The sequence below is a fragment of the Bacillus cereus group sp. MYBKT111-2 genome (assembly GCF_051915205.1).
GTDB classification, from domain to species: Bacteria; Bacillota; Bacilli; order Bacillales; family Bacillaceae_G; genus Bacillus_A; species Bacillus_A paranthracis.
This window is the reverse complement of sequence record NZ_JBQAEG010000006.1, coordinates 62,255-87,870: the sequence shown is the minus strand read 5'-3', so window position 1 is coordinate 87,870 and position 25,616 is coordinate 62,255. Positions and strand designations below refer to the sequence as shown.

Sequence of the window (25,616 nt, the reverse complement as noted above, 5' to 3'; positions counted from 1 at the left end):
CATAATTTTTTATCATTCAAACACACCTAGCAATTATAACATAACTCATATTCAAATCGAGAACTATTTTTCCGGCTAAAACTAGCCAGGACAAGTATTAATCAGTAATAGAAATTGCTGTCCTTTAGCTATACTCCCTATTTTTACAAAAGCTATCTAACAACCATCCCCTTATTTTTGTCAGTATATACATATTTTTTTATCATTTTATACAGATGTAAACAACATATCTAACATTGTAACATTTTACCAACTAGGTAACATCAAAAAAATGTAAAATTAATCTTTTCATATCTTTTTCAAATTACTTTATAGCTATTTTCCAAACATTTTCAAACGCTTTCTTTATGTATTTTATCCGTTTTTCTACATGTAGCGAAAAGTAATTGTTATTTCCAATACTTTAGTGTATATTTTTTCTCTGGAACATCTTTAGGAGGAAGGGATTACAGCAATGTTATTAATCGACATATTTACGTTTCTTGGCATTATCGCCGCTGCTATTTCCGGTACATTAGTTGGTTTAAAAAAAGATTTAGATTTATTCGGTGTCCTTTGTTTAGCTGTAGCTACTGCGCTCGGCGGCGGTATTATTCGTGATATTATGATCGGTAACCTGCCTCCCGTCGCATTTGTTAAACCCATTTACTTTTTCGTAAGCGTATTATCAGCATTATTTACTTGTATGTTTTTTGAGCGTATCAATAAACTTCAAGTTGTTATTATGCTTTCTGATGCTGTTGGCTTAGGCGTTTTTACAGCTATTGGTGCAAATGCGGCAATGTCACATCATGTTGACGCCTCATTTTTAGTTGTTTCAATGGGAGTCATTACAGGTATTGGAGGCGGTATTTTGCGTGACATTTGCGCTCAAGATATCCCCTACGTATTCCGAAAAGAAATTTACGCCATCGCTTCTATTTTAGGGGCAATTAGTTTCCTAATCACATATGCAATGGGGGCACACGTATTGGCTTTCTATGTTTGTTTACTAGTAACATTCATTATTCGTGTTGTCACTGTCATATATAATGTACATTTCCCAGTTTTCTTTAAAACACATGCTAAAATTAATAAAGGTCATTAAGAGAATTCTATATGGAATTCTCTTAATTTATATACTATTCTACACACTAATATAGAGTAATTGTATATAAAAATATATAATTATATTAGAACTAAAAAATGAAAACGCTTTACAAACAGGGGGAAGAACGATGCTTGGGGTTTTTAAAAAACATAACAATAAAACAAACGTCAGTATACTTGAATTAAGTAAGAATCAACAAATCACTTTTAACGTTCCTACTAATTCTGAACTGAAAATTCAAATGGATATGCTACATATTTCAAAAGAAGATTTACAAATCGTAAAGGTACTACAGCCCTTTATTTATGAAGAAATTGATTGGATTACTGAAAAATTCTATTCCAATATTACAAAACAGCCTAATTTAATTACGATTATCGAACGTTATAGCTCTATTCCAAAACTAAAGCAAACTTTAAAAACACATATAAAAGAATTATTTAGCGGAGATATGCATGAAGACTTTATTGAACAACGTGTTAGAATTGCCAAAAGACATGTACAAATCGGGTTACATAGAAAATGGTATACTGCCGCTTATCAAGAATTATTCCGCTCTATCATGAAGATTTTAAAAACGAAAATTACAACAATTGACGATTTTTCTTATTCCATAAACGTAATAAACAAATTATTTACTCTTGAACAAGAACTCGTTATTGCGGCTTATGAATCTGAATATGAAAGAATGCAAAAAGAACTTGAAAAAGAAAAAGAAATAACAGCTATGACCATTACGCATATTGCAACAGAACTAGCATCTGTATCTGAAAAAACAAGCGCTTCTATTCAGCAGTTAACCGCTAGATCTGAAACGATTGTAGAAATTGCTAAAACAGGTACGTCATTAGCTACAACATCAGAAGAAAAAGCAAATAAAGGTAAAGAACAATTAAATGAGCAAAATAAACGAATGGAATACATTCAAACGAACATGGAAACGATTATTACAGATACGCATGAACTTCTCGATATTTCTAACAAAATTAACGAAATTATAGATATTGTAAAATCAATTGCCGAGCAAACAAATTTACTCGCACTAAATGCTGCAATTGAATCTGCGCGTGCTGGGGAATTTGGCAAAGGCTTTTCTGTTGTAGCTGGAGAAATTAGAAAGTTATCAGAGCAAACGAAAGAATCTATATTTAACGTTACAAAGCTCGTTGAAAAAACAAATGAACAGATTGTTCGTGTCTCTTCTTCCGTGAAACAAATTAGCTCTCTCGTATCTGAAGGAACTGATAGTATGTCTGCAACGGATCAATACTTCCAAGAAATCGTAAAAGACATGTCTAACTCGAAAGAACAGAATAAAAAAATTGAGAATGAGTTAGAAACCATTTCACAAGTAATGAAAGGAATTCAAGACGATTCCTCAAAAATGGCTCTAACAGCCGATAGTTTACAACTGGAATTAAATCGATAGAGTGAAGTTTATGTCAGTAGAGATATTTTATCCCTGCTGACTCTTAGCTTTCATCTTCTATCCATAAAAAAAGAATCCAAACTGGATTCTTTTTATTTTCTAAAAAATATTTTTTGACAATACACATAACTCATATAAACACCAAAGCTCTGCAAAATAAACAATGCTGGCATAATTACATTGTAATATGCCATATCTACTTGGAAGAGCTTTAACAATACGTAGCCACTAGTTAAAAATAAGAACAACATATATCCCTCATTTTGTTGTTGCTTAATAAGGAAGTGTAATAGAGCTATAGTCATAAACAATGTTACGGCTATATACATCAGTTTTTCACATTTAAAAAGAATAGAATTTATTCCCTCATCTGAAAACTGATTTATCATCGGTTCTAAAAGTTTAAATCTTTCTCCCTCAATCTCTTTTAACTTTTGATCAATATGCTCTGTTACACTTTGATTTTTCGATACTCTTTCCTCATGTTGCGTTTTTCCAATTAAGACAGATTGAACATACGTCTCATTCGTAATCGTATATTGTGACAGTCCCATTGTCTTAATTCCATAATTCACACTAAAATGAGCACTATAAAATAGAATAAGTATCCCTATCGTCTTTAGTAACACTTTTTGTTTCGTTGCTGATTGAAACACTTCAATTAATAATACATATATCGTGATAAAAATAGGAAGAAATAATCCCATTGGGAAAATCATATTACTACATGCAAATAAAATCGCTGAAAACACCCACATATAAGGATGATCTAATCCTTTATATAAAAGTATGTAGCAAGCAAAATAAAATAAAAATATTGCAAGTGACTCAGGAGTTAATACGGAACTCATGAATATATTTGGAATGTACAGAGCATAAAATGTGGAAGCAATACGACCGCATTCTTCTCCAAAAACTATTGCCGCAATACGATAAATAAAAAATGCAGTTCCTGCGCAAAATAACACATTAAATAGTTGTAAAGCGAATAATGTATCACCAAATATGCGAATAATTACTGACTCATATATAATAAACGGCAAATGAGTTACAGTCCCTATATTATTACCAATTGCAATCTCCTTTGCAGACTCATACATCATTTTCATATCACCAATTATTGGAGCATCTACAAATAACAGCATACTAAGCCTCACAACTATAGATATACTTATAAGAAAAATAAGAAATTGTTTGTCTGTAAAACGATATTGTAAAATTGATGCCACTAACAAAATGAGTATGACGAAAATTGCCAATATGATTGTTACACTTGTTGTACTTCCCCCCAAAAATTGCTTACTTGTCTCAAATGCTGTCCAACAACTATAAACAAAAAATGCGAGCATCGCACCAATCGTAATTTTATTGAAGAAAGATGAAAAATTTGTTTGTATATGATTCATATGTCCATTGCACCTCTATTTCCATTCATAACAAAACGATTCTATCATGAATGGGTACACGGCTGATAGGGAATTTCTATGACAAATACATAGTCATTACTTTTTGCTTGCAATGTAAGCGAATCCTCTTTTACACTACATTTTAGATAAAATAAATTTTCTTTCAGTTACATGAATACAAATACAGAAGTTTAAATAATCCTCTTTTGGAATACGCTTTACTTTATTAAATATCTAATATGAGTAATCCACTTACACATATTATTCTGATTGAAAACAGACTATAGGGGCTGAATATATGGAAAAGAAATTCATGCGAGAATCTAAAGCAATTAAAACAACACGTGTTTTTCCTAACGATTTAAATAATCACCAAACACTTTTTGGGGGGAAATTATTAGCAGAAATTGATAGTATTGCTTCAATTGCGGCTGCAAGACATAGTCGTAAACATTGCGTAACAGCATCTATTGATTCAGTTGATTTTTTAACTCCAATTCACCAAGCTGATTCTGTTTGTTATGAAGCATTTGTATGTTATACAGGGAAATCTTCAATGGAAGTTTTCGTAAAAGTAATCGCAGAAAATTTATTAGAAGGCGAGCGTAGAATTGCCGCCACTTGCTTCATTACATTTGTGGCAATAAAAGACGGAAAACCTTCGTCCGTACCACAAGTACTTCCTGAAACTCAGGAAGAACATTGGTTACACACAACCGGTTTAGAACGCGCGGAAAATAGAAAAAAAGGACGTTTAAAAAGTAAAGAAATGGCTGAGGTTTTAACTTTAAATAAACCTTGGAATATTTAATACGATACTCTTCCATATACATGCATAGGTTCTTTCTTCCTTGCATGTATTTTTTATGTAAAATATTCCCCTTATCCTTTTATTCTCAATCTGTCCTCTTAAATCATGCACCAGCTTTTCCTTTATTTTGTTATACTGTTAATGGTATATTAAAGAAAGTTCGTTTAAAAATAACCATAATATGATTAAGTATATAAGGGATGGTGCGGTAATGACTATTGAAGTACCAATTTCAATACCAAAAACGTTAATTATTATTCCAGCGTATAACGAGGAAGAGGCAATTGCAGATACATTAACAAGATTATTAAAACTAAAACAGCATTTTACTGGATTAAGCATTTGCGTTATTAATGATGGATCACACGATAAAACAGCTCAAATCGTAAAAGAATTTCCTGTTCACCTTGTGAATTTACCGTATAATCTAGGTATTGGCTCAGCTGTACAAACTGGATATAAATACGCATATGAGAATGGATATGATATTGCGATTCAGTTCGATGCTGATGGACAACATAACCCAGATGATTTATATAAAATTATAAAGCCTATCGCTGAAGATGAATGCGATATGGTACTAGGGTCACGTTTTACAGAAAAAACAGCATATAAAGGTAGTATTTCCAGAAGAATCGGTATTTTTTATTTTACTGCCCTATTGAAAGTACTAACAAAACAAACATTTATGGATCCAACTTCTGGATATCGTGCTATCAATCGAGAAGTAATTACAATTTTTGCACACAATTATCCAAAAGATTATCCAGAACCAGAAGTTCTTATTCATTTAAAAAAGAAAAAACTTCGCATTAATGAAATATCTGTAAATATGCAAGAGCGACAAGGTGGACAATCTTCTATCACACCTTTTAAATCTGCATATTACATGATTAAGGTAAGTCTTGCTATATTGATGCAAAAAATCGTGAAAGGTTGATAATAAATGCCTATAATTACCTTTTCATTCATCTTTATTTTATTATTATTATTATTAATTATTAATTCTATTCGTCGCGGAACTTTAGAAACGAAATATGCTGTTTTATGGATTTTTGTTTGTATTGCAATGGCTATTCTAAGTTCTACCGATAAAATTATAAACTGGATTGGAAAACTATTAAAAGTAGAATATCCCCCTTCCATTTTATTTTTATTTGGATTATTATTCTGTTTCATCTTAATTTTTGATCTAACAAGAAAAATTTCTAAACAACATCATCAACTTGTAACATTAACGCAAGATTATGCGTTACTAAAGCAAAAATTACATGCAACTGAGCCAGACAAAGATTAACCTAATAGTTCAAAACCAATATAAAAAAACCTCTTAATTTATTTCAAAAATTAAGAGGTTTTTTATTCTCAATAATAATTTATTCCCCTTCACAATCGTTACGATAAATATATCCTACTTACTAACTAATTGACACTCCCACGGCTAAAGCCGCAAGCTGACTAACGTCAGTGGGATTCTTGCTACCAAAGGCGAAGTCTATTTCTAGTATCGCTGACGTGCAAGATTGCGGTGTGCCATCACCACTCCATATCCAGTGCATCTAGCAGATACGGCACTCGTTCTATTACCAAACGAGTCAGATTTTGAGTTCTCAAATGTGTTTTAGCGTCTTGTACTTGACGACTCAATACATTTTACAGAGCAGAAGAATTTGTTACTCCAACCTCATATGTATTCTGTTTTCAGAGAACAAGATTGTTTTAGAGACTTTTACTTGTCTGTTATGAAAATTATACCATTTCAAACACTTGATGCACAGAACATACTTTCGGTATTTTATCTGTACATCGCATTTGACCTCACTATCATCCCACCCCTAAAGGGGGTACTATCGCACCGTAGTGGGCTTTCCTATTCGGAAAATCTGTAAAAATAGTATAAATAAGAATTTATATGCAATAAACATATTAAAGCCGTTTGAAATACGAGACTTAACCATAAGTCACCACCTTTTTAATAGAAAGTTGATTTACAAAGTTTATATGCGTTAAAATTATACAGATGTTCTTGTAATCTTCTTCCTTTCAAAAGGCTTGTATATATGGTGCAAGACATAAAAAACTTGAGGAGATAAAAATTCTATGATGGAACAAAAACAACTTGTTTCTGTTGTCATACCTCTGTATAACACGGAAAAATATATTGAAGAGACGATGCAGTCAATACTAGATCAAACATATAAAAATATCGAAATTGTAATTGTAGATGATGGAAGTAAAGATCAATCACCTTCTATCGTGAAAAACCTTGCTGAAAAATACCCAAGGCAAGTAAAATATGTTCATCAAAAAAACCAAGGTGTTTCGGTAGCTCGTAATACAGGAATTGAAAATGCTAGTGGAGAATATATTGCTTTCCTTGATAGTGATGACTTATGGCATCCAACTAAAATTGAGAAGCAAGTCGAAAGTATGCATAAAAACAACATGGACGCGTGCTATTGTGGTTATATGAATTTCTACGAAGAAACAGGCGAGAAGGTTGAACATACAACAAACTTTATTAAAGGTGATATGACAAAAGCATTCCTAACACATCAAGTTGTTGCTCAAACAAGTACTTGGATTTTCAAAAAATCTATCGTAATAGATCATAACATTCGTTTTACACCAGGATGTAGTTGGGGCGAAGACTTGGAGTTTTTATTTAAACTTATGAGTGTGACAAATGTATGTTATGTCGATGAATATTTAACATATTACAGAATCTTATCAGAAGGAAATCTTTCTTCTAAATATAAAGATTATGAATTAAAAACGGCAAAAGAGCTGGAAGTATTCAATCGTATGAAAGACTGGGTACATAATAAATCTCAAGATTTCATTACAAAAGACCCTCAGTCACTTATTGAGATTCTTGAGACTTATTTATTTCCTTATACAGTCATCAATAACTCTTGTATATATATTAAAGAAAACTCTCAATTAGATAAATCACAAGTTCAATTAATCAAAAAAGATATAAAGAAATATTGCCGTAAAATCTATTCAAAGAATGGAAAGCGTAGTAAAAAACTATATGCAATGCTTTGGTTTGTACGAATTAAATTTCTGTTTTCTTAAACTGAAAATATAACGATACTCTCTTTCTGTGAACAAATCAAAATTATAAATAGGACAAGCTAACCGGGTCCTAAAGAATAGAAAGGTCTTTTCTCATGAAAACAAATAAAATTCTAAAAAATGCATCCTACCTCTTTGTAGGAAACATTACTGTTCGTTTTGTACTGGCTATTGCAACAATTCTCTTTGCAAGATATGTTTCACCAGATGAGTACGGGATGTTTACAGTTGCATTAGCAGTTTCCGCTGTCATTTGCTATTTTACGGATGCAGGTTTGACACATACGTTTATGCGTGAAGGAACAAGAAGCAACGCTAACATTAGCGTATTAATAAGCAGTTATTTACGAATTCGTTTAGTATTAGCTATCGTAATTTCTGTGCTCTTCGCCATTTTCGCTCAGTTCTTCTACACTGATGCTTACTTACGTGCCATGGTATATTGGGTCGTACTACCAACCATGTTTGGAGCTACTTTACAAGGGGTTGGGATGGCCTATTTCCAAGTAACAGAGCGTATGCAATTCACAGCGATTATTTCTGTACTACAAGGTGTGACGGCCGCAGCCGCTCTTCTGCTAGGGATGTCATTTAAATGGTCACTTATGATGGTTGCTGCTATGTATGGAATATCTAGCCTTATAACAGGAGTCATTGCCTTTATAATGACAATCCGCTATACAACAATTCATAAGGGTTGGAATAAAGGCATTTTAGATCAATTACTTATTTTCACAGTCAATGGCGTTATCATTATGCTTTTACCGCAGTTAGGTCCTATTATCTTAGAAAAAGTTTCAACGAAAGCACAAGTTGGATTCTTTGGGGCCGCCTATAAAATACCTGCTGTACTTTACCAAATACCTGGTGTAATTGCAGCAGCCTTTTATCCAAAATTGTTTGCTTTTGGAAACGAAAATAATATTGATGAACATAGAAAGCTATCTCAATTCGAATTAAAGCTTATGTCTTTCTTAGGGATGGGAATTTCTATCCCGTTTATTGCCGATCCAAGTTTTTGGATTGTAACTCTATTAGGTGAAAAATATGCGCCAGCTGGTAATGCACTTGCAATTTTAGCCTTTATGGTCATTTTACAATCTATCAACTATCCGCTTGCTGATAATTTAACAACAGCTGGTCAACAATGGAAACGTGCGACAACTATGGCAATTGGATTAGCTGTTGCTATCATAAGTTACATCATATTAGGTAGCCAATTTGGAATGATGGGAGCTGCTGTAGCTGCTATCCTTACTGAGATTACATTATTAATCGGATTTTCATTATTCGTTCGTAAAGGATTTTCATTGCTATTCAAAGGAATAATATTCAATACACTAGCATTTATAATTAGTTATGCAATATATCGCACAGTATTAATTAGCTTACCACCACTAGTAGCTTTAGTACTTACTGGTATATTGTATGGCATTATTGGCCTTGCAATTGATCCACAAATACGTGGATTAATTTTAGGGTTTGTAAATAAAAAGCTAGGTAGATAAACAATAACAAGGCAAGCTTCTAAATTGTAAATAGAAGCTTGTTTTTTTACTTATATACAATTCCCCTTCATAATAAAAGGTTCTAGGTACAACCCCAATATATTTCTCGTACTTCTCTCCACTTAATACAACTGGTTTTTCCGTCAAATATAGTATTTCCACAAATTCATTGATCTGCTTATCAAACAGACCAAAGAACTGGATTATTCCTCTCTTTACAGTTATTACTCATTTGGTATATCCCGTTAATTCTCGTATGTGTTAAATCAATTCCTCACCTGTAATGGCACCATAACCTGATATGTTCCAATTTTGTCCATAGGCTTCGCCATGTGAAGCTAATTCAACTATTGCTTTTGCACCATCTGGTGTAAAACTATATTCACGGACAATCTTTTTACCTCCCATAAAGCTAGACATTTTATTTGCAAGTATTCCTTTTAATGTATGATGGACAAGTGTGTTTTCTGCATTTGGGCCATAAAAGTTTGGGAAATGAGCAATAAACATTCGTACATTAGCTTATTTTGAAAATATATACATTTTGAAATGATGGCATTATATGAAAGAATTTAGTATCATGATTCAAGGTACTATTTCAAGTTGGACGGAGGATACTATGAGCTTATTAACAGTTGAAAAATTAGGACATACATTTGGCGATCGTACATTATTTAAAGATGTATCTATGCGATTACTAGCAGGTGAACACGTTGGATTAGTTGGTGCAAACGGCGTTGGTAAATCAACATTTATGAATATCATTACTGGTCAACTTATTCATGACCAAGGTCGTGTAGAATGGACACCGGGCACACATTACGGCTACTTAGATCAGCATACTGTTTTAACGCCTGGACGTACAATTCGTGACGTACTAGCGGATGCATTTTTACCGTTATTCGAAAAGGAAAAAGCTTTAAATGAAGTTACAGAAAAAATGGGAACTGCTACACCAGAAGAGCTAGAAGAACTTCTTGAGCAAATGGCAGAAATACAAGATGCACTTGAAGCAGGTGGTTTCTATTTACTAGATATGAAAATTGAAGAGGCTGCACGTGGTCTTGGAATTGATGCAATTGGTTTAGATCGTGATGTTTCAGCACTAAGTGGTGGACAACGTACAAAGGTATTGCTTGCAAAGCTATTACTTGAACAACCAGAAGTATTATTACTTGATGAACCTACCAACTATTTAGACGTTGAACATATTCATTGGTTAACGAATTATTTAAAAGAATACCCACATGCGTTCCTGTTGATTTCCCATGATACGGAATTTATGAATAAATGTGTTGATGTTATTTTCCATCTAGAATTCACAAAAATGACGCGTTATACAGCAACATATGAAAAATTCCTAGAGCTAGCAGAAATCAATAAAAATCAACATATAAACGCTTATGAAAAACAACGTGAGTTTATCAAAAAGCAAGAGGACTTCATTGCAAAGAATAAAGCTCGTTATTCAACGACAGGTCGTGCAAAGAGTCGTCAAAAACAACTTGATCGTATGGAGCTTATTGATCGCCCAGAAACAGCAATTAAACCGGAATTCTCATTTAAAGAAAGTCGTGCAAGTAGTCGCTTCGTCTTTGAAGGTGAAAATGTAGAAATCGGATATACACATCCGCTACTACCAAAGTTATCAATGACAATCGAACGTGGTGAAAAAATTGCCATTGTTGGATGTAACGGTGTTGGTAAATCCACGTTACTAAAAACAATCTTAGGTAAAATTAAACCTTTAAGCGGTAAAACAAGCCTTGGTGACTTCTTAGAGCCTGCATACTTTGAGCAAGAAGTTAAAGCTGACAATATAACACCAATTGATGATGTATGGAATACATTCCCTGGCCTAGACCAACATCAAATTCGTGCGATGTTAGCAAAATGCGGATTAAAAAATGAACATATTTCTCGCCCATTAAGTCAATTAAGTGGTGGAGAACAAGCAAAAGTTCGTTTATGTAAACTAATGGGTGAAGAAAGTAACTGGCTACTATTTGATGAGCCGACAAACCATCTTGATGTTACAGCAAAAGCGGAACTTAAGAAGGCTATGAAAGCATATAAAGGAACAATCCTCCTTGTATGTCACGAACCAGACTTCTATGAAGATTGGATTACAAAAGTTTGGAATGTAGAAGAATGGTCTCAAAATAAAAGTTAATAGATATAAGATTTTCATCCATATTTTATGCTATACTATACTTTGCGTGACAACATCTTGCTCTGTTGTCACGTTTTTTATAGAGTAAGATTTTATTAATGCTGGGGGCTATATTATGCTTTTTAATTCTTTTGAATTTATGCTTTTATTCTTGCCTATAGCAGTAATTGGATATTTCCTATTGCAAAAATTCAACAAAAATTTCGCAAAAATTTTTTTAGTAGGTATGTCCCTTTACTTTTATGCATATTTTGAGGTGAAATACCTATTGCTAATAGGAGTTTCATTATTTACAAACGCATTTATAGGCCAACAAATTATACAAAAAATTAATCAAAAAACCCGAAAAGTATTTTTAATAGTTGGTTTAGTATTTAACATCTCATTACTGGGATACTTTAAATACTCTGATTTCTTCTTAGATAATATAAATACCCTATTTGGAACTGATGTACCTTTATTAAAGTTATTACTGCCTTTAGGCATTAGTTTTATTACCTTCCAAAAGATAGGTTTTTTAGTAGATTGTTATAAGAGGGAATTAACAAAGTTTAATTTTATTGATTTTTGCCTGTTCGTAACGTTTTTCCCGCAACTTATTGCAGGACCCATTGTCCATCATAGTAAGGTCCTCCCTCAATTTCAAGATGAATCTAAAAGAAGGCCGAATATTGAAAACATTACAAAAGGACTTTACATATTCGGAATTGGTCTTACTAAAAAAGTAATAATTGCTGATTCACTAGCACAATGGGCTGATTTTGGCTTTAGCAATGTAAATCAACTATCTACGACCGATGCATGGGTTTCATCACTTGCGTATACATTACAACTGTATTTTGATTTTAGTGGATATTGTGATATGGCAATAGGTGCAGCGTTGTTATTCAACATTATACTACCAATTAACTTCTTCTCTCCTTATAAATCTTTAAGTATTCAAGATTTTTGGAGACGTTGGCATATGACATTAGGACGATTTTTCACCCAATATGTATATATTCCATTGGGTGGGAGTCGAAAAGGGCAAATTCGTACTTATTTAAATTTATTTACAATTTTTCTTATAAGTGGAATTTGGCATGGCGCTGGATGGACGTTTGTCATTTGGGGCGTTTTACACGGATTAGCTATTGTAATACATCGATTATTTAAAAACTTAGGTGGAAAAATGCCTAAATTTATTGCTTGGATTTTAACAATGGGATTTGTACATGTAACATGGGTGTTCTTCAGAGCTACTTCTGTAGAAGATGCATTAACTATGTTAAATCGCATGTTCAACGTAAATTACTTACACATCCAAACAGCACTTATTCAATTCCGTCCAGAAACATTAACTGGTGTGTCTATAATGGATAATTTAATTTATTCAATTTGTAATTTATTCCCGTTCCAAGTGACTGGTGATCATTTTAACTTCCAAACTATTTTATACCTAGCAATTGGAATCGCTATTGTATTATTTACAAAAAATTCTATAGAAAAATTAGAATCTTTCCGTCCAAAACCGATTTATGCTCTTGCATTAGCTAGCATGTTTATACTTTCTTTGATGTATTTAAATCGTGTAAGTTCATTCTTATACTTTAATTTCTAATAACCGTAGGTGAAAAATATGTATAAACGTTTTATATGTTGGTTTATTATATTCCTTTTCATTTTATCTGGAATAGTTTGCTCTATTGTTTATAAGCTTGACCCATTATATGTATATAAATTTAAGAAGAACGATTATTTTTATGCTACTGAACGCTATCAAATGCCTGGACTTATTAAACATATGGATTATGATACCTTATTTGTAGGAACTTCTATGGGAAGAAACTTCCTTGAACCTGACGCTAATAAATTACTTCATACTACCAGCTTTAATGGTTCCCTTCCAGGTTCAACAGCTAGGGAACAAAATATGACAGCCCAGTTAGCTACGCATTCAAAAACTGTTAAAAATATTATTTGGGAGCTTAATTTATATTCATTCTCTGGAAAACCTGAATGGGTATCAGAAGGTGCTTCACCATTTCCAACTTACATGTATGATACAAATAAGTTGAATGATATCCAATATTTAATTAGCCCGTATTCTCGAAAAATAGCATTGCAAAATATGAAGTTAAAACTAGATCCAACAAAATCTCCACAGGATCCCCACTGGCTATACAAATTTGGAGATGACGAGCCAAATTTCTCAGTAGATATAGCTAAAAGGGTTATTGACGGAACACCTCATCAATCAATCAGCGATGGTTGGTATCATGAACAAATGCTTAAATCTTTTGATTCTAATATTATTGAATTTGTAAAACAAAACCCGGAAGTACAGTTTACATTTTTCTATGCGCCATATCCAGTAACATATCACATAGTTATGGATAAAAACGACTCAAAGCATACAAAGGAAAATATGTTATTTAAAAAAGAAGTATACGCTAAATTAGCACAACTAAAAAATGTAAAGCTCTATGATTTCCAAGATCAAAAAGAAGTTACGTATAATCTTTCTAATTATATGTCTGACCAAACGCATTATTACAGATATATAAATGATTGGATTGTAAAACAATTAGCTACAACTGAACCGATTACTACTAAACGAGATTACGAACAAAGATTAACTAACTTCTCTAATGAAATACGGAGTTTCGATACTTCTAAGCTAGTGAATTCAGATGAAAGACCTAAATAATAAAAAAGGTAACAATGAAAACTATCATTGTTACCTTTTTATATTGTAATAGCCCATAAGCCTCAAACAAAATTCTTTTAAAGTTGGATATGCCTCTAAATTAAACAACATCCCTTGGATAACTGGAATTCTTGGATTTTGCATCCTCATTTCTGCCTCCAAAACATCTAATGTAACAAGCAATTCCTCATCTTCTAATTGATCCGCTAAAGTACGTTTAAACACAATAATTTCTTTTAAAAAATGTTCCTTAACCTGTTCCTTAATAAGCTCTGATTTACAAAGAAATTCTCCAAGCTTTTCTTCATGTAATACAGGTTCTTCTGAAGATTCTACCAATCCATCTACTAAATGATCCACTCTTTTCAAAATAAAAGCAGAGACGTAAGATAAGTCTATTTCTGGTGCTTGTAAAATAATTAGTTCTAAATATCCACGGCATATGCCTTCTACCATAATGACTAAATCTAATAAATATGGCATAACCTTATCACCATAAATAGACAGTAAACTATTCCGATAAAATGCGTGAGACTCTAACTTCATCCGCATCATAAATTCTTCTACTTCTTTATTAAAAGGAATCGCATTTTCCCTTGCATGCATAATAATAAATTCTTTATGCTTTTGTATATCATTAAACTGGCAATGCAATTGTTTTGCAAATTTTTCACGTGGCAATAACGACTCTTTTTCAATATCCATCATTTTGTTTTGAATCTTGTCATAGTAATATCGAAGTGTCGCTAATAAAAGTTCCTCTTTTGATTTAAAGTATAAATAAAAGGCCCCCTTAGATATGCCACAAGCTGTCACAATTTCCTGCACCGATGTCGCATTTACACCCTTAGTCGCAAATAACTTCATAGCCATCTCTATAATTAAGCGCTCTTTTTCTTTCATATCATGTCTCTCCTAAATTTAATCTCGCATCTTATTATGAATGTATTATACCATCCCTTTTCATTGACGGCTGACCAATCAGTCAGTTATATTATGTATTAGACTGACCAGTTGGTCAATATAATACAAAGGGAGCGCAAACATGAACAAAATTATTAATTTTTCGTTAAAAAATAAGTTCGCAGTTTGGCTACTAACCATTATCGTTACCATTGCAGGTATTTATTCTGGGCTGAATATGAAGCTGGAAACAATTCCTGATATTACAACACCTGTTGTAACAGTAACCACGGTTTATCCTGGTGCTACACCAGAAGAAGTAGCTGATAAAGTTTCAAAACCGATGGAAGAGCAACTGCAAAATTTAAGTGGTGTAAACGTTGTTAGTTCATCATCTTTTCAAAATGCATCTTCTATTCAGGTAGAATATGATTTTGATAAAAATATGGAAAAGGCTGAAACAGAAATAAAAGAAGCTCTCGCAAATGTGAAACTGCCAGAAGGCGTAAAGGACCCGAAAGTTTCACGTGTAAACTTCAATGCCTTTCCTGTTATTTCATTAAGCGTAGCAAGTAAAAATGAATCTTTAGCTACCTTAACTGAAAATGTGGAAAAAAATGTTGTGCCAGGATTAAAAGGACTTGATGGAGTCGCATCTGTTCAAATTTCAGGTCAACAAGTAGATGAAGTACAACTTGTCTTTAAAAAAGATAAGATGAAAGAATTAGGTTTAAGTGAAGATACTGTAAAAAATGTAATTAAAGGATCGGACGTATCTTTGCCACTTGGCCTATATACATTTAAAGACACAGAAAAATCAGTTGTTGTAGATGGAAATATTACAACAATGAAAGCATTAAAAGAATTAAAAATCCCTGCTGTTCCTTCATCAGCAAGCAGTCAAAGTAGTCAAACTGCTGGAGCTGGTGCACAAATGCCACAAATGAATCCAGCTGCTATGAACGGGATTCCGACAGTTACATTAGACGAAATTGCTGACATTAAGGAAGTCGGAAAAGCAGAATCTATTTCTCGAACAAATGGAAAAGAAGCAATTGGAATTCAAATTGTCAAAGCTGCTGACGCCAACACAGTTGATGTTGTAAATGCAGTGAAAGATAAAGTAAAAGAACTTGAGAAAAAATATAAAGACTTAGAGATTATTTCAACATTCGACCAAGGTGCACCTATTGAGAAATCAGTAGAAACAATGCTGAGCAAAGCCATTTTTGGTGCTATTTTTGCGATTGTTATTATTATGCTGTTCCTACGAAATATCCGAACAACATTAATCTCTGTCGTTTCCATACCACTTTCTTTATTAATTGCTGTATTAGTCATAAAGCAAATGGATATTACACTTAACATTATGACGCTTGGAGCAATGACAGTCGCTATCGGGCGTGTTGTGGATGACTCCATTGTTGTTATTGAAAATATTTACCGACGTATGTCGTTATCAGGAGAGAAACTACGCGGGAAAGATTTAATTCGTGAAGCTACGAAAGAAATGTTTATTCCGATTATGTCTTCTACCATTGTAACAATTGCTGTATTTTTACCGCTTGGACTAGTAAAAGGTATGATTGGTGAAATGTTCTTACCATTCGCCTTAACTATCGTCTTCGCTTTATTAGCATCGTTACTAGTAGCAGTTACAATCGTACCGATGCTAGCTCATTCTTTATTTAAAAAAGAGAGCATGAGAGAAAAAGAAGTACATCATGAAGAAAAACCAAGTAAATTAGCAAACGGTTATAAACGTATACTTGCATGGGCTTTAAATCATAAAATCATCACATCAAGTATTGCTGTCCTTCTATTAGTTGGTAGTCTTGCACTTGTTCCAATTATCGGTGTAAGTTTCTTACCATCTGAAGAAGAAAAAATGATTATTGCAACGTACAACCCTGAACCAGGTCAAACGTTAGAAGACGTTGAAAAAATTGCAACGAAAGCTGAGAAGCACTTCCAAGATAATAAAGACGTCAAAACAATTCAATTCTCATTAGGTGGCGAAAACCCAATGAGTCCTGGTCAATCAAATCAGGCAATGTTCTTCGTACAATATGATAACGACACGAAAAACTTCGAAAAAGAGAAAGAACAAGTCGTTAAAGACTTACAGAAAATGTCTGGAAAAGGCGAATGGAAAAACCAAGACTTCGGAGCAAGTGGCGGTAGTAACGAAATCAAGTTATACGTTTACGGAGATAGCTCAGAAGACATTAAGCCTGTCGTAAAAGATATTCAAAACATAATGAAGAAAAACAAAGACTTAAAAGATATAGACTCTAGTATTGCAAAAACATACGCAGAATACACTTTAGTCGCAGATCAGGAAAAGCTAAGTAAAATGGGTCTAACGGCTGCACAAATTGGAATGGGACTTTCTAATCAACATGATCGCCCTGTTCTGACAACAATTAAAAAAGACGGTAAAGATATCAATGTATATGTAGAAGCTGAAAAACAAAATTATGAAACAATCGATGACTTAACAAATCGTAAAATTACAACGCCGCTTGGTAGTGAAGTGGCTGTAAAAGATGTGATGACTGTAAAAGAAGGAGAAACTTCGAATACAGTGAAACACCGCGATGGCCGTGTTTATGCGGAAGTAAGTGCAAAACTAACATCTGATGACGTTTCAAAAGCATCCGCCGCGGTTCAAAAAGAAGTAGATAAAATGGATCTTCCTTCTGGCGTAGATGTTTCTATGGGAGGCGTTACAAAAGATATTGAAGAATCATTCAAGCAACTTGGCTTAGCGATGTTAGCTGCGATTGCTATTGTATACTTCGTTCTTGTCGTTACATTTGGCGGTGCTCTTGCACCATTCGCAATTTTATTCTCGCTACCATTTACAATCATTGGAGCCCTTGTTGCCTTATTAATCTCTGGTGAAACGTTAAGTGTCTCTGCAATGATCGGTGCCCTTATGTTAATCGGTATCGTTGTAACAAACGCAATCGTGCTTATCGACCGCGTTATTCATAAAGAAAATGAAGGTCTATCAACACGTGAAGCTTTATTAGAAGCTGGTGCAACACGCCTTCGCCCGATTTTAATGACTGCAATTGCAACAATCGGTGCTCTTATCCCGCTCGCATTAGGATTTGAAGGTAGCGGCTTAATTTCTAAAGGACTTGGTGTAACAGTAATTGGTGGATTAACAAGTTCAACATTATTAACACTTCTTATTGTTCCAATCGTTTATGAAGTATTAAGCAAGTTTAAAAAGAAAAAAGTAAAGTAACAAAAAAATAACCTCGCTAACTGCGAGGTTATTTTTTATTTCCAAACAAGATTAGGAAATCACCATAGCCTTCTTTTTCTAATTCCTCTATTGGAATAAATCGAAGAGCTGCTGAATTTATACAATAGCGAAGTCCATTTGGCCCCGGACCATCTGGAAATACGTGGCCGAGATGTGAATCTCCTTCCTTACTTCTCACTTCTGTACGCGTCATATTATGACTCACATCCATTTTTTCCTTCACACTAGCTGACATAACTGGCTTCGTAAAACTAGGCCATCCACATCCACTATCAAATTTATCTAGAGAAGTAAACAAAGGTTCACCTGAAACGATATCTACATAAAGACCTTCTTCTTTATGATTCCAATACTCATTTCGAAATGGTGGTTCTGTACCATTTTCCTGTGTTACATAAAATTGCATCTCACTCAGTTTTCCCTTTAAATGAGCATTATCCTTTGGCCAATGTTGCTTAATAAACGCATCTCGCCCTGAGCCCTTACGGTATAACTCGTAGCGGAATTCATTTTTCTTATGATATCCTTGGTGATATTCCTCTGCGGGATAAAACGTAGCAGCTGGCAATATTTTTGTCGCAATCGGCTTTGAAAAGCGCCCACTCCTTGCAAGCTCTTCTTTTGAAGCCTCTGCTTTTTTATGTTGTTCTTCATTATGATAAAAAATCACTGTTTCGTAAGACTGTCCACGGTCATGGAATTGCCCACCTACATCAGTCGGATCAATTTGTCTCCAATATATATTTAATAACTCCTCATACGGCATTTTATTTGCATCAAATGTAATTTGTACTGCCTCATAATGTCCCGTCGTTTCTGAACATACTTCTTTATATGTTGGATTCTCTTTATGACCACCTGTATAGCCAGAAACAACCTTTATAATTCCTTCCATCTCTTCAAATGGCGAAACCATACACCAGAAGCACCCTCCAGCAAATGTAGCTAATTCTACTTTTTCATTTACAGCCATTACTTCACCCCTATTCTATCTTCTCCTTACAGTATGGCATAAGAAACATCATGTTATAAAAGAAAAAGCATCGAACATCGATGCTTTTTTAATCTGTCTCCTTTGTAACGGACAGTAAAACCTCCAATGATTAAAGTTTGACTTTATTTACGAGGTTTTAAGGAATCTTGAAAATGAAAAGTATTATTTATTAGTAGCAAAATAAATATTTATATATTTGCCTTAAAATCTAATTCTAGTAATATGGAATTGCAAATACATTTGTTGAAAATAAAATCATAAAGTGTATTAATTTACTTTAAAAGGAGAATTTGTGAAATGAAAAAGTTACTAGTATTACCAGCAATCGCTTTATCTTTAATTGGAACAGGGACAGCTGCAGCATCAGTACCAGAAACGAACATAAATAAAACTCCTGAAGTAACAGAAATTCAGCTAGGAAATAGCGATGATTCAATCATCATGTATTCATCATCAATATTACTAGGGAGTCAAACAGTCTCCTTTGATCATGGCTCTGGGTCCGGTTATTTTTGGAATAAATCTGGCGATGACCTTAAATTTTGGATTCAAAACACAGGGCCAAGTACTTTACGCTATAAACTTATAAATTCAGCAGGCCATACGCTTTATCAAGAAAGTATAAGTCCAGGGGCGCAAAAAACTCTTTACTTTAGTACTAGTTGGTCAGATTGGGTATCAAGTGGAAAATATACCATCTCTGCATACACTGATGATGGCGGTGTTGGTTCATTTAAATTTGCAGCAAGGGCATTTCCAGAAGGGTTTTAAGATCACAAAATATATTTATTTAATTATATATAAATATATATAATTATTAATTAAATTGTCTTTACGTTAATAATAAATAAAACCCCAAATCATGGACACTAAAAAAGTCTATGATTTGGGGTTTTGGTGCATTTTCACGCTCATTCCTCATTAATAATGGAAACGATGATAAAAGTGAGATACAGGAAATGAGCAAAATTATTTTTAATGAAATACAAAGGAGAATTCTTTTGTTAAATTATCCACTTTATAGGGTACAGTTCATTTCTTACTTCACTTTATTTTTTCCCAGCGTCCTTCTCCATTTCATCACTTGTCACATCTAAGACATCTAATAAGAAAATGAAGATTGGAATACCGATAATTAATCCCCATACACCTAAGAAGTGTTCCGAGAAGATTAATACCATAAACGTATAGAAAATTGGTAAGTTTGTTTTTTGCGACATAAACTTCGGATTTAACACGTAACTTTCAAGCGCATGAATGACTGTTACGATAACTAAAATATAAACAACGTACATAATACCGCCGATATTGTAAGCAATCATACAAAGCGGGAATAACGAAATGATAACCCCAGCTACTGGAATTAAACCAAGTAAGAAGATCATTAACGCTAAACCTAATAATTGTGGGAATCCTAATATCCATAATGCAATAACGGATAAAACGCAGTTAACAACTGCAATTAAAAATTGTGCCTCAATTACTTTTCCGAATGAACGTGCAAATTTCTTACCGAAGTACTCAATTTCAGTATAGAAAATTGCAAGTCTGCTCTCTTTAAATTTTGCAGTAAAAGCAACGATACGAGCTTTCTCCAATAAGAAAAATAAACTTAAAATTAAAGAAAGTAACACTTGAAGGCCAAATTTTCCAACATTCGTAATCGATTTATACAAAATGTCAACGCCTTGTCCTACATACTTCGAAAGTTCCATATGATTAACAGCATTAACTGCATACTTAATTAATTCACTGTCCGGTGGGTTTCTTAAAAATACGTTAAATTGATAAATCAATTGTGAAATTTGTATCGTTAATACTGGTAAATATTTAAATAGCGTAATAGCAATTCCACCAATTAACATGACATATAGAAATGCTATAATGAGTTTTCGATTAATGGGCATGAAATGATCTAATTTGCGGGAAATAAACTTTTGGAATCGATCCATTAAATACGTAAGAATAAACGTAATTAAAATTAAATTCAACATACTTTGCAGCCCGTATAACACGAGAGCAAGTATTACTAATACGAGTAACCTCTGAAATCCTTTGCTTTGAAACAGGTTTTTTATTTGCATAATCGACGAGTACTCTCTCCTGTCCTATAAAGTAAAACGTTAATAAGTAGATTTTTCTCTCTTTTCTACTTTTAATTATTCATTCATATTAAGATTTTTATAAGCTTATTATACGCCTACCTTAGCAGATCTATAGTAGCTTACTTCTTATTTTACAATACAATGACCTAATTCAAAACGTATTCTACACAGTATTAATGAAGATTTAAGGAAACTTACATTTTGTCACAATAGGTCTTACCACTACTGTAACATAAAAAGCAAGCTATCAGTAGGAATCTGTCCTACAAATAGCTTGCTTTTCTCATTTTTTAAGTAAGTTTTACTATCCAATGAATGGCATGAACATCGGTATGACAACTACCGTTACAACTCCAACTACTGTTACAGCAATACTTGCCATAGCTGCCTCTACTTCACCCATTTCAATTCCTACTGCCACTCCTAATGCATGACCTGCTGTTCCAAGTGCTAAACCTTTTGCAATTGGATGTTTCACTCTAAATGTTTTTAAGAATAACGCTCCTAATGCGTATACGATGACTGCGTTAAAGATTACTGCAAATGATGTAATTGCTGGTATACCACCAATACTTTCAGAGATTGGTAATGCAATTGCTGTTGTTGCCGCTTGTGGTAACATTGAATTCATTACTGCTGTATCTAGGCCAATTGCTTTTGCAACAATGAACACGACAATTACTGAACAAATAGATCCAACCACGATAGCTGATAAAATTTGCCACCAATATTTTTTCAACTTATCCACTTGTTTATATAATGGAATTGCAAACGCGATTGTTGCTGGCTCTAAGAAAAAGCTAATCATTTTTCCACCAGTATTATATTCTTCGAAAGTAAAGTTACCTACTTTTAAAAAGACAATCCCTAATACCATCGCTACGAATAATGGTGTGAATAAGAAGAACCCTTTTGAATGCTTGAATAATAATGTTCCGATTCCGTATGCGATTAATGAAACGACGATTCCGAAATATGGAGTCATTGTGCTTGCCATGTTCATTCCCTCCTAACAATATATACTAAAATGGTTACGCAACTTTTCCGTGCTTGCGTCCTTTATTTACTACTTTCAATTCTTTTGTATCTTCTGTTTCTTTTTTATCTTTTCCTAAAATAAATTGTGCAAATAATCCTGTTACAGCGAGTAAAATAACTGTTGCGACAACAATTACAGTTAAAATTTGTACAAAATATTGTCCCATTACACCAAGAGAATTAATAACCGAAATACCTGATGGGACGAAAAGGAATCCGATAATACCTGTTAAAGCTGTTCCAAGTGATTCAACTTGTTCCAATTTAATAACCTTTAAACATAATAGACTAAATAAAATGACTAACCCGATTACCGATGAAGGCATCGGAATTGGTAAATGTGTTGCAATAATATTAGAAATTAACATAATAGCTGAGAATATGAATGCTTGTGATAAGAAACTATATACTTTTTTCGTACTCATTTTTGCCACCTCTTTCGATTTGGTACCTTTATTGTATAGGATATAATCGCCTTAGTAAGCGTTTACATAACAGAACGTCAAATATACAGAATCAGTTACAAATATAAAAGGATGAAATACAAAAGCTGCTTCTTAAATACGAAGCAGCTTCTTGAGTTCTTTTGCATATGTACGACTAACAGGTACTTTTGATCCTTCTTTCATAATTAAATTATAGGTAGAATTGAACCACGGCTGGATTTCAGTAATATGATTAATATTTGCAATGAAGCTACGATGTACACGCATAAAACTTGCTTGCGGCAACTTCTTTTCCAAAATCACAAGTGTATCGTGTGTTATATATGTGTCCCTCATTGTTTTTACTGTTACTTTTCCATCCACAAGTCCTACATATATAATATCTTCAATATTCACAAGTACGATTGATTCTTCAATTGGTAATGCTAATTTATGCATATCTGCCGTTACATCTGCCCCTTTTATTTCTTGCTTCGTTTCTATTTGCGACTGCTTTTGTTTTTTATACTTCTTTAATGTTTGTACAATACGTTCTTCATCAAATGGCTTTAAAATATAGTCTAACGCATCTACTTCAAATGCTTGCAACGCGTATTGATCATAGGCAGTCGCAAATACAATGGCAGGTGGATTTTTCATCTTCTTTAATATATTCGCGATTTCAAATCCGTTATCATCAGATAACTGAATATCTAGGAAAACAATATCTGGTTTGTTTTTCATTAGCTCTTCTAATGCGTCCTCTACACAATCAGCCTCACCAATTATCTCAACCTCCTTCGTTCTTTCTAATAAATACTTTAGTTCATCGCGTGCTAACATTTCATCATCAACTACTAGTACTTTTAACAATCTGCTCTTCCTCCCCTACTTTTTTGGGAATAACAAAAGTAATCTCTGTCCCCTCGTTTAATTTACTTTCGATATGAAGCATCGTTTCTTTTCCAAATAGCCCAATAAGACGTTCATTAATATTATATAAAGCTGTTCCAGTCCCTTTCTTGGACGAAACTACCATCTTTCCTAATTGCTCTAAACGTTCTTCCTCAATTCCTTGTCCATTATCTTTTACTTCAAAATGAACCATACCCTCTTTTTCAAAAACATGCACTTCCACTTGGCATACTGGTTGCTTCTTCGGGAAAGCGTGTCGCAACGCATTTTCAACCAATAGTTGAAGAACAAATGGTGGTACTAAAGTTGTCTTTAGCTCATCCTCAATATACACTTTTACTTCATACTTATTTGGAAACCTTGCTTGTTCTAGCGATAAGTATGCCTGTACATGGTTTAATTCTTGTTCTAGTGGAATCAATAACTGACGTGCCCCTTGTAAATTACAACGGAAATACACACTAAGCTGTAATAATAACTTCCTTGCTTTTTCTACATCTGTTCGGCATAAAGCTGATACTGTATTAATCGCATTAAATAAAAAGTGTGGGTTAATTTGTGCTTGTAATGCCTTTATTTCCGCATCTTGCAATAATTTACTTTGTAACTCAGCTTCACCTAATTCAAGTTGTGTAGAGAATATTTTTGCTAATCCTTCTGCTAATTCCTCTTCCACACGACTTAACTGGTTAGGGTTTTTGAAATACAGTTTTAATGTCCCTATCGTATTTCCATGTGAAGTTAGTGGAATAACAATCGCCGCTTGCAAAGGGCATCCTTCATGTTGACAATTAATGACCTCACGTGATTTTGCTTTCATTATTTTTCCTGTGTGTAACACTTCTTTCGACAAACCAGTTATTAAACTATGTGAAGGAATATGGTGATCTGATGCTAATCCAACATGAGCTAATATTTTCTCTGTATCTGTTAAGGATACCGCATCAGTTCCTGTAAAGCGGTGAATAATTTGTGCCACATGCTTACACGATTCTTCTGTTAAGCCTTGGCGAAAATACGGTAACGTTTTATCTGCAATACGTAATACCTTATGAGTCTGAAGTGCCTTTGCATTCTCTTCCTGGCGCAAAATAGCTTGTATCATAGAAAGTAAAATAAAACTTCCAAAGCTATTTACAAGGATCATTGGTATCGCAATTGTTTTCACAATACTCATTCCATCCTCTACAATTAATAAGATCATAATCATTTCTAAAGAAACGATAAACACACTTAAAACCGCTGAAAATTTAGGCGTAATTGTACGATTATACTTTTTGAAAATGTATCCAATATAACCTGTTATAACCCCCGCTAAAATTGAAGAGATTGCACAACTTAGTGCAGTCGTCCCACCAAGCATATAACGGTGAATACCAGCAATCGATCCTACTCCAATTCCAACGATAGGTCCGCCAAGCAATCCACTAATTCCAACACCCATAATACGTGTATTCGCGATTGTGCTCGATGAAGAAACACCCTGTAGCCAATTTTCATTCATAATCGTATTACCCGCTATTTCAATCCCAGTGTAATTGCTTACAATTGTAAACACCGAAAAAATACAAATAAGCTTAAGCTTATCTACATAACCATCTTGCTTATGAAGAAGGCGCCTAAATGTTTTAATATGCGAAAGTAAAAATCCTAAAATAACAATAAGTCCGACGCGTTCAATCATCATAAGTACTAAATTTAGCATCTGTGATTCATTCCTTTTTATAGTAGTTAGTTTTATTATCGGAAAATAGTGAAGTGGGCGTCAA

20 protein-coding genes and 2 pseudogenes are annotated in these 25,616 nt (G+C 33.5%); 13 read left to right on the top strand and 9 right to left on the bottom strand.

Features of this window, described 5'->3' with window-relative positions; genetic code table 11:
• The first annotated feature begins 454 nt into the window (after window positions 1-454).
• From ACTFNE_RS17885 to ACTFNE_RS17875, 3 genes and pseudogenes are all read left to right on the top strand, one after another.
• A complete protein-coding gene (locus tag ACTFNE_RS17885; protein WP_000924376.1) occupies window positions 455-1,087 on the top strand; it encodes a trimeric intracellular cation channel family protein in 633 nt (210 codons plus the stop codon).
• A 130-nt stretch (window positions 1,088-1,217) separates the two neighbouring features.
• A pseudogene (locus ACTFNE_RS17880) lies at window positions 1,218-1,715 on the top strand (protoglobin family protein); the annotation flags it as partial.
• A gap of 63 nt (window positions 1,716-1,778) precedes the next feature.
• Window positions 1,779-2,519 (top strand): methyl-accepting chemotaxis protein, encoded by a 741-nt coding sequence (locus tag ACTFNE_RS17875; RefSeq protein WP_370529982.1) that lies wholly within the window; start codon window positions 1,779-1,781, stop codon window positions 2,517-2,519.
• A 92-nt stretch (window positions 2,520-2,611) separates the two neighbouring features.
• Here ACTFNE_RS17875 and ACTFNE_RS17870 read toward each other — a convergent pair whose 3' ends face one another.
• Window positions 2,612-3,925 (bottom strand): ArnT family glycosyltransferase, encoded by a 1,314-nt coding sequence (locus tag ACTFNE_RS17870; RefSeq protein ID WP_270705193.1) that lies wholly within the window; start codon window positions 3,923-3,925, stop codon window positions 2,612-2,614.
• Window positions 3,926-4,223: 298 nt separating this feature from the next.
• Here ACTFNE_RS17870 and ACTFNE_RS17865 point away from each other — a divergent pair, with 298 nt between their 5' ends.
• From ACTFNE_RS17865 to ACTFNE_RS17845, 5 genes are all read left to right on the top strand, one after another.
• Window positions 4,224-4,736, top strand: a complete 513-nt coding sequence (locus tag ACTFNE_RS17865) for an acyl-CoA thioesterase (RefSeq protein ID WP_046197962.1) — start codon at window positions 4,224-4,226, stop codon at window positions 4,734-4,736.
• Between the two features lie 211 nt (window positions 4,737-4,947).
• Entirely contained in the window at window positions 4,948-5,676 is a 729-nt protein-coding gene (locus ACTFNE_RS17860) for a glycosyltransferase family 2 protein (RefSeq protein WP_000151538.1), read from the top strand.
• A gap of 6 nt (window positions 5,677-5,682) precedes the next feature.
• Complete coding sequence (locus ACTFNE_RS17855) at window positions 5,683-6,033, top strand: DUF2304 domain-containing protein (RefSeq protein WP_001121772.1); 351 nt, start codon at window positions 5,683-5,685, stop codon at window positions 6,031-6,033.
• 803 nt (window positions 6,034-6,836) lie between these two features.
• Window positions 6,837-7,817: a glycosyltransferase family 2 protein gene (locus ACTFNE_RS17850; protein ID WP_046197961.1), complete on the top strand. Its 981-nt coding sequence runs from the start codon at window positions 6,837-6,839 to the stop codon at window positions 7,815-7,817.
• Between the two features lie 95 nt (window positions 7,818-7,912).
• Window positions 7,913-9,325 carry an oligosaccharide flippase family protein gene (locus tag ACTFNE_RS17845; protein ID WP_000856141.1) on the top strand — a complete coding sequence of 471 codons (1,413 nt, stop codon included), beginning with the start codon at window positions 7,913-7,915 and terminating at the stop codon, window positions 9,323-9,325.
• On the opposite strand, the pseudogene ACTFNE_RS17840 reads toward ACTFNE_RS17845, so the two are convergent.
• Window positions 9,314-9,847, bottom strand: a pseudogene (locus ACTFNE_RS17840) (short chain dehydrogenase); the annotation flags it as partial. The gene ACTFNE_RS17845 and the pseudogene ACTFNE_RS17840 sit on opposite strands and share 12 nt — an antisense overlap.
• 97 nt (window positions 9,848-9,944) lie before the next feature.
• Here ACTFNE_RS17840 and ACTFNE_RS17835 point away from each other — a divergent pair.
• From ACTFNE_RS17835 to ACTFNE_RS17825, 3 genes are all read left to right on the top strand, one after another.
• On the top strand, window positions 9,945-11,498 hold the full coding sequence (locus tag ACTFNE_RS17835; protein ID WP_046198082.1) for an ABC-F family ATP-binding cassette domain-containing protein: 1,554 nt from the start codon (window positions 9,945-9,947) through the stop codon (window positions 11,496-11,498).
• 115 nt (window positions 11,499-11,613) lie between these two features.
• On the top strand, window positions 11,614-13,098 hold the full coding sequence (locus ACTFNE_RS17830; RefSeq protein WP_270705192.1) for an MBOAT family O-acyltransferase: 1,485 nt from the start codon (window positions 11,614-11,616) through the stop codon (window positions 13,096-13,098).
• Between the two features lie 18 nt (window positions 13,099-13,116).
• Window positions 13,117-14,187, top strand: a complete 1,071-nt coding sequence (locus tag ACTFNE_RS17825) for a hypothetical protein (protein ID WP_046197958.1) — start codon at window positions 13,117-13,119, stop codon at window positions 14,185-14,187.
• Window positions 14,188-14,217: 30 nt separating this feature from the next.
• Here the strand turns inward: ACTFNE_RS17825 and ACTFNE_RS17820 are convergent, their stop codons facing one another.
• Window positions 14,218-15,090, bottom strand: a complete 873-nt coding sequence (locus ACTFNE_RS17820) for a TetR/AcrR family transcriptional regulator (protein WP_046197957.1) — start codon at window positions 15,088-15,090, stop codon at window positions 14,218-14,220.
• Between the two features lie 142 nt (window positions 15,091-15,232).
• Between ACTFNE_RS17820 and ACTFNE_RS17815 the strand changes: the two genes are divergently transcribed.
• On the top strand, window positions 15,233-18,349 hold the full coding sequence (locus ACTFNE_RS17815) for an efflux RND transporter permease subunit (RefSeq protein WP_046197956.1): 3,117 nt from the start codon (window positions 15,233-15,235) through the stop codon (window positions 18,347-18,349).
• Window positions 18,350-18,377: 28 nt separating this feature from the next.
• Here the strand turns inward: ACTFNE_RS17815 and msrB are convergent, their stop codons facing one another.
• A complete protein-coding gene (gene msrB / locus ACTFNE_RS17810; protein ID WP_270705191.1) occupies window positions 18,378-19,343 on the bottom strand; it encodes a peptide-methionine (R)-S-oxide reductase MsrB in 966 nt (321 codons plus the stop codon).
• 318 nt (window positions 19,344-19,661) lie between these two features.
• On the opposite strand from msrB, the gene ACTFNE_RS17805 reads away from it, so the two are divergent.
• Window positions 19,662-20,135 carry a hypothetical protein gene (locus tag ACTFNE_RS17805; protein WP_046197954.1) on the top strand — a complete coding sequence of 158 codons (474 nt, stop codon included), beginning with the start codon at window positions 19,662-19,664 and terminating at the stop codon, window positions 20,133-20,135.
• A gap of 278 nt (window positions 20,136-20,413) precedes the next feature.
• On the opposite strand, the gene ACTFNE_RS17800 is transcribed toward ACTFNE_RS17805, so the two are convergent.
• The 5 genes from ACTFNE_RS17800 to lytS all read right to left on the bottom strand — a co-directional run bounded on the left by ACTFNE_RS17800 (window position 20,414) and on the right by lytS (window position 25,552).
• The gene (locus tag ACTFNE_RS17800; RefSeq protein WP_001166015.1) at window positions 20,414-21,448 is read right to left on the bottom strand and encodes an AI-2E family transporter; all 1,035 of its coding nucleotides are present in this window, start codon (window positions 21,446-21,448) and stop codon (window positions 20,414-20,416) included.
• 325 nt (window positions 21,449-21,773) lie between these two features.
• Window positions 21,774-22,466 carry an antiholin-like protein LrgB gene (gene lrgB / locus ACTFNE_RS17795; RefSeq protein ID WP_000168869.1) on the bottom strand — a complete coding sequence of 231 codons (693 nt, stop codon included), beginning with the start codon at window positions 22,464-22,466 and terminating at the stop codon, window positions 21,774-21,776.
• A 34-nt stretch (window positions 22,467-22,500) separates the two neighbouring features.
• Window positions 22,501-22,932, bottom strand: coding sequence for an antiholin-like murein hydrolase modulator LrgA (gene lrgA / locus ACTFNE_RS17790; protein ID WP_000104902.1), 432 nt, complete (start codon window positions 22,930-22,932; stop codon window positions 22,501-22,503).
• A gap of 132 nt (window positions 22,933-23,064) precedes the next feature.
• Entirely contained in the window at window positions 23,065-23,805 is a 741-nt protein-coding gene (locus ACTFNE_RS17785) for a LytR/AlgR family response regulator transcription factor (protein ID WP_000921833.1), read from the bottom strand.
• Window positions 23,783-25,552, bottom strand: coding sequence for a two-component system sensor histidine kinase LytS (lytS, locus tag ACTFNE_RS17780; RefSeq protein WP_000933578.1), 1,770 nt, complete (start codon window positions 25,550-25,552; stop codon window positions 23,783-23,785). Before lytS ends, ACTFNE_RS17785 begins: the two co-directional genes overlap by 23 nt.
• Window positions 25,553-25,616 lie beyond the last annotated feature (64 nt).

What these genes read in the sequence shown, in the direction of transcription:
- ACTFNE_RS17885 (WP_000924376.1), top strand. Translation starts at nt 455, where the DNA reads ATGTTATTAATCGACATATTTACGTTTCTTGGCATTATCGCCGCTGCT.
- ACTFNE_RS17875 (WP_370529982.1), top strand. Translation starts at nt 1,779, where the DNA reads ATGCAAAAAGAACTTGAAAAAGAAAAAGAAATAACAGCTATGACCATT.
- ACTFNE_RS17870 (WP_270705193.1), bottom strand. Translation starts at nt 3,925, where the DNA reads ATGAATCATATACAAACAAATTTTTCATCTTTCTTCAATAAAATTACG.
- ACTFNE_RS17865 (WP_046197962.1), top strand. Translation starts at nt 4,224, where the DNA reads ATGGAAAAGAAATTCATGCGAGAATCTAAAGCAATTAAAACAACACGT.
- ACTFNE_RS17860 (WP_000151538.1), top strand. Translation starts at nt 4,948, where the DNA reads ATGACTATTGAAGTACCAATTTCAATACCAAAAACGTTAATTATTATT.
- ACTFNE_RS17855 (WP_001121772.1), top strand. Translation starts at nt 5,683, where the DNA reads ATGCCTATAATTACCTTTTCATTCATCTTTATTTTATTATTATTATTA.
- ACTFNE_RS17850 (WP_046197961.1), top strand. Translation starts at nt 6,837, where the DNA reads ATGATGGAACAAAAACAACTTGTTTCTGTTGTCATACCTCTGTATAAC.
- ACTFNE_RS17845 (WP_000856141.1), top strand. Translation starts at nt 7,913, where the DNA reads ATGAAAACAAATAAAATTCTAAAAAATGCATCCTACCTCTTTGTAGGA.
- ACTFNE_RS17835 (WP_046198082.1), top strand. Translation starts at nt 9,945, where the DNA reads ATGAGCTTATTAACAGTTGAAAAATTAGGACATACATTTGGCGATCGT.
- ACTFNE_RS17830 (WP_270705192.1), top strand. Translation starts at nt 11,614, where the DNA reads ATGCTTTTTAATTCTTTTGAATTTATGCTTTTATTCTTGCCTATAGCA.
- ACTFNE_RS17825 (WP_046197958.1), top strand. Translation starts at nt 13,117, where the DNA reads ATGTATAAACGTTTTATATGTTGGTTTATTATATTCCTTTTCATTTTA.
- ACTFNE_RS17820 (WP_046197957.1), bottom strand. Translation starts at nt 15,090, where the DNA reads ATGAAAGAAAAAGAGCGCTTAATTATAGAGATGGCTATGAAGTTATTT.
- ACTFNE_RS17815 (WP_046197956.1), top strand. Translation starts at nt 15,233, where the DNA reads ATGAACAAAATTATTAATTTTTCGTTAAAAAATAAGTTCGCAGTTTGG.
- msrB (WP_270705191.1), bottom strand. Translation starts at nt 19,343, where the DNA reads ATGGCTGTAAATGAAAAAGTAGAATTAGCTACATTTGCTGGAGGGTGC.
- ACTFNE_RS17805 (WP_046197954.1), top strand. Translation starts at nt 19,662, where the DNA reads ATGAAAAAGTTACTAGTATTACCAGCAATCGCTTTATCTTTAATTGGA.
- ACTFNE_RS17800 (WP_001166015.1), bottom strand. Translation starts at nt 21,448, where the DNA reads ATGCAAATAAAAAACCTGTTTCAAAGCAAAGGATTTCAGAGGTTACTC.
- lrgB (WP_000168869.1), bottom strand. Translation starts at nt 22,466, where the DNA reads ATGGCAAGCACAATGACTCCATATTTCGGAATCGTCGTTTCATTAATC.
- lrgA (WP_000104902.1), bottom strand. Translation starts at nt 22,932, where the DNA reads ATGAGTACGAAAAAAGTATATAGTTTCTTATCACAAGCATTCATATTC.
- lytS (WP_000933578.1), bottom strand. Translation starts at nt 25,552, where the DNA reads ATGCTAAATTTAGTACTTATGATGATTGAACGCGTCGGACTTATTGTT.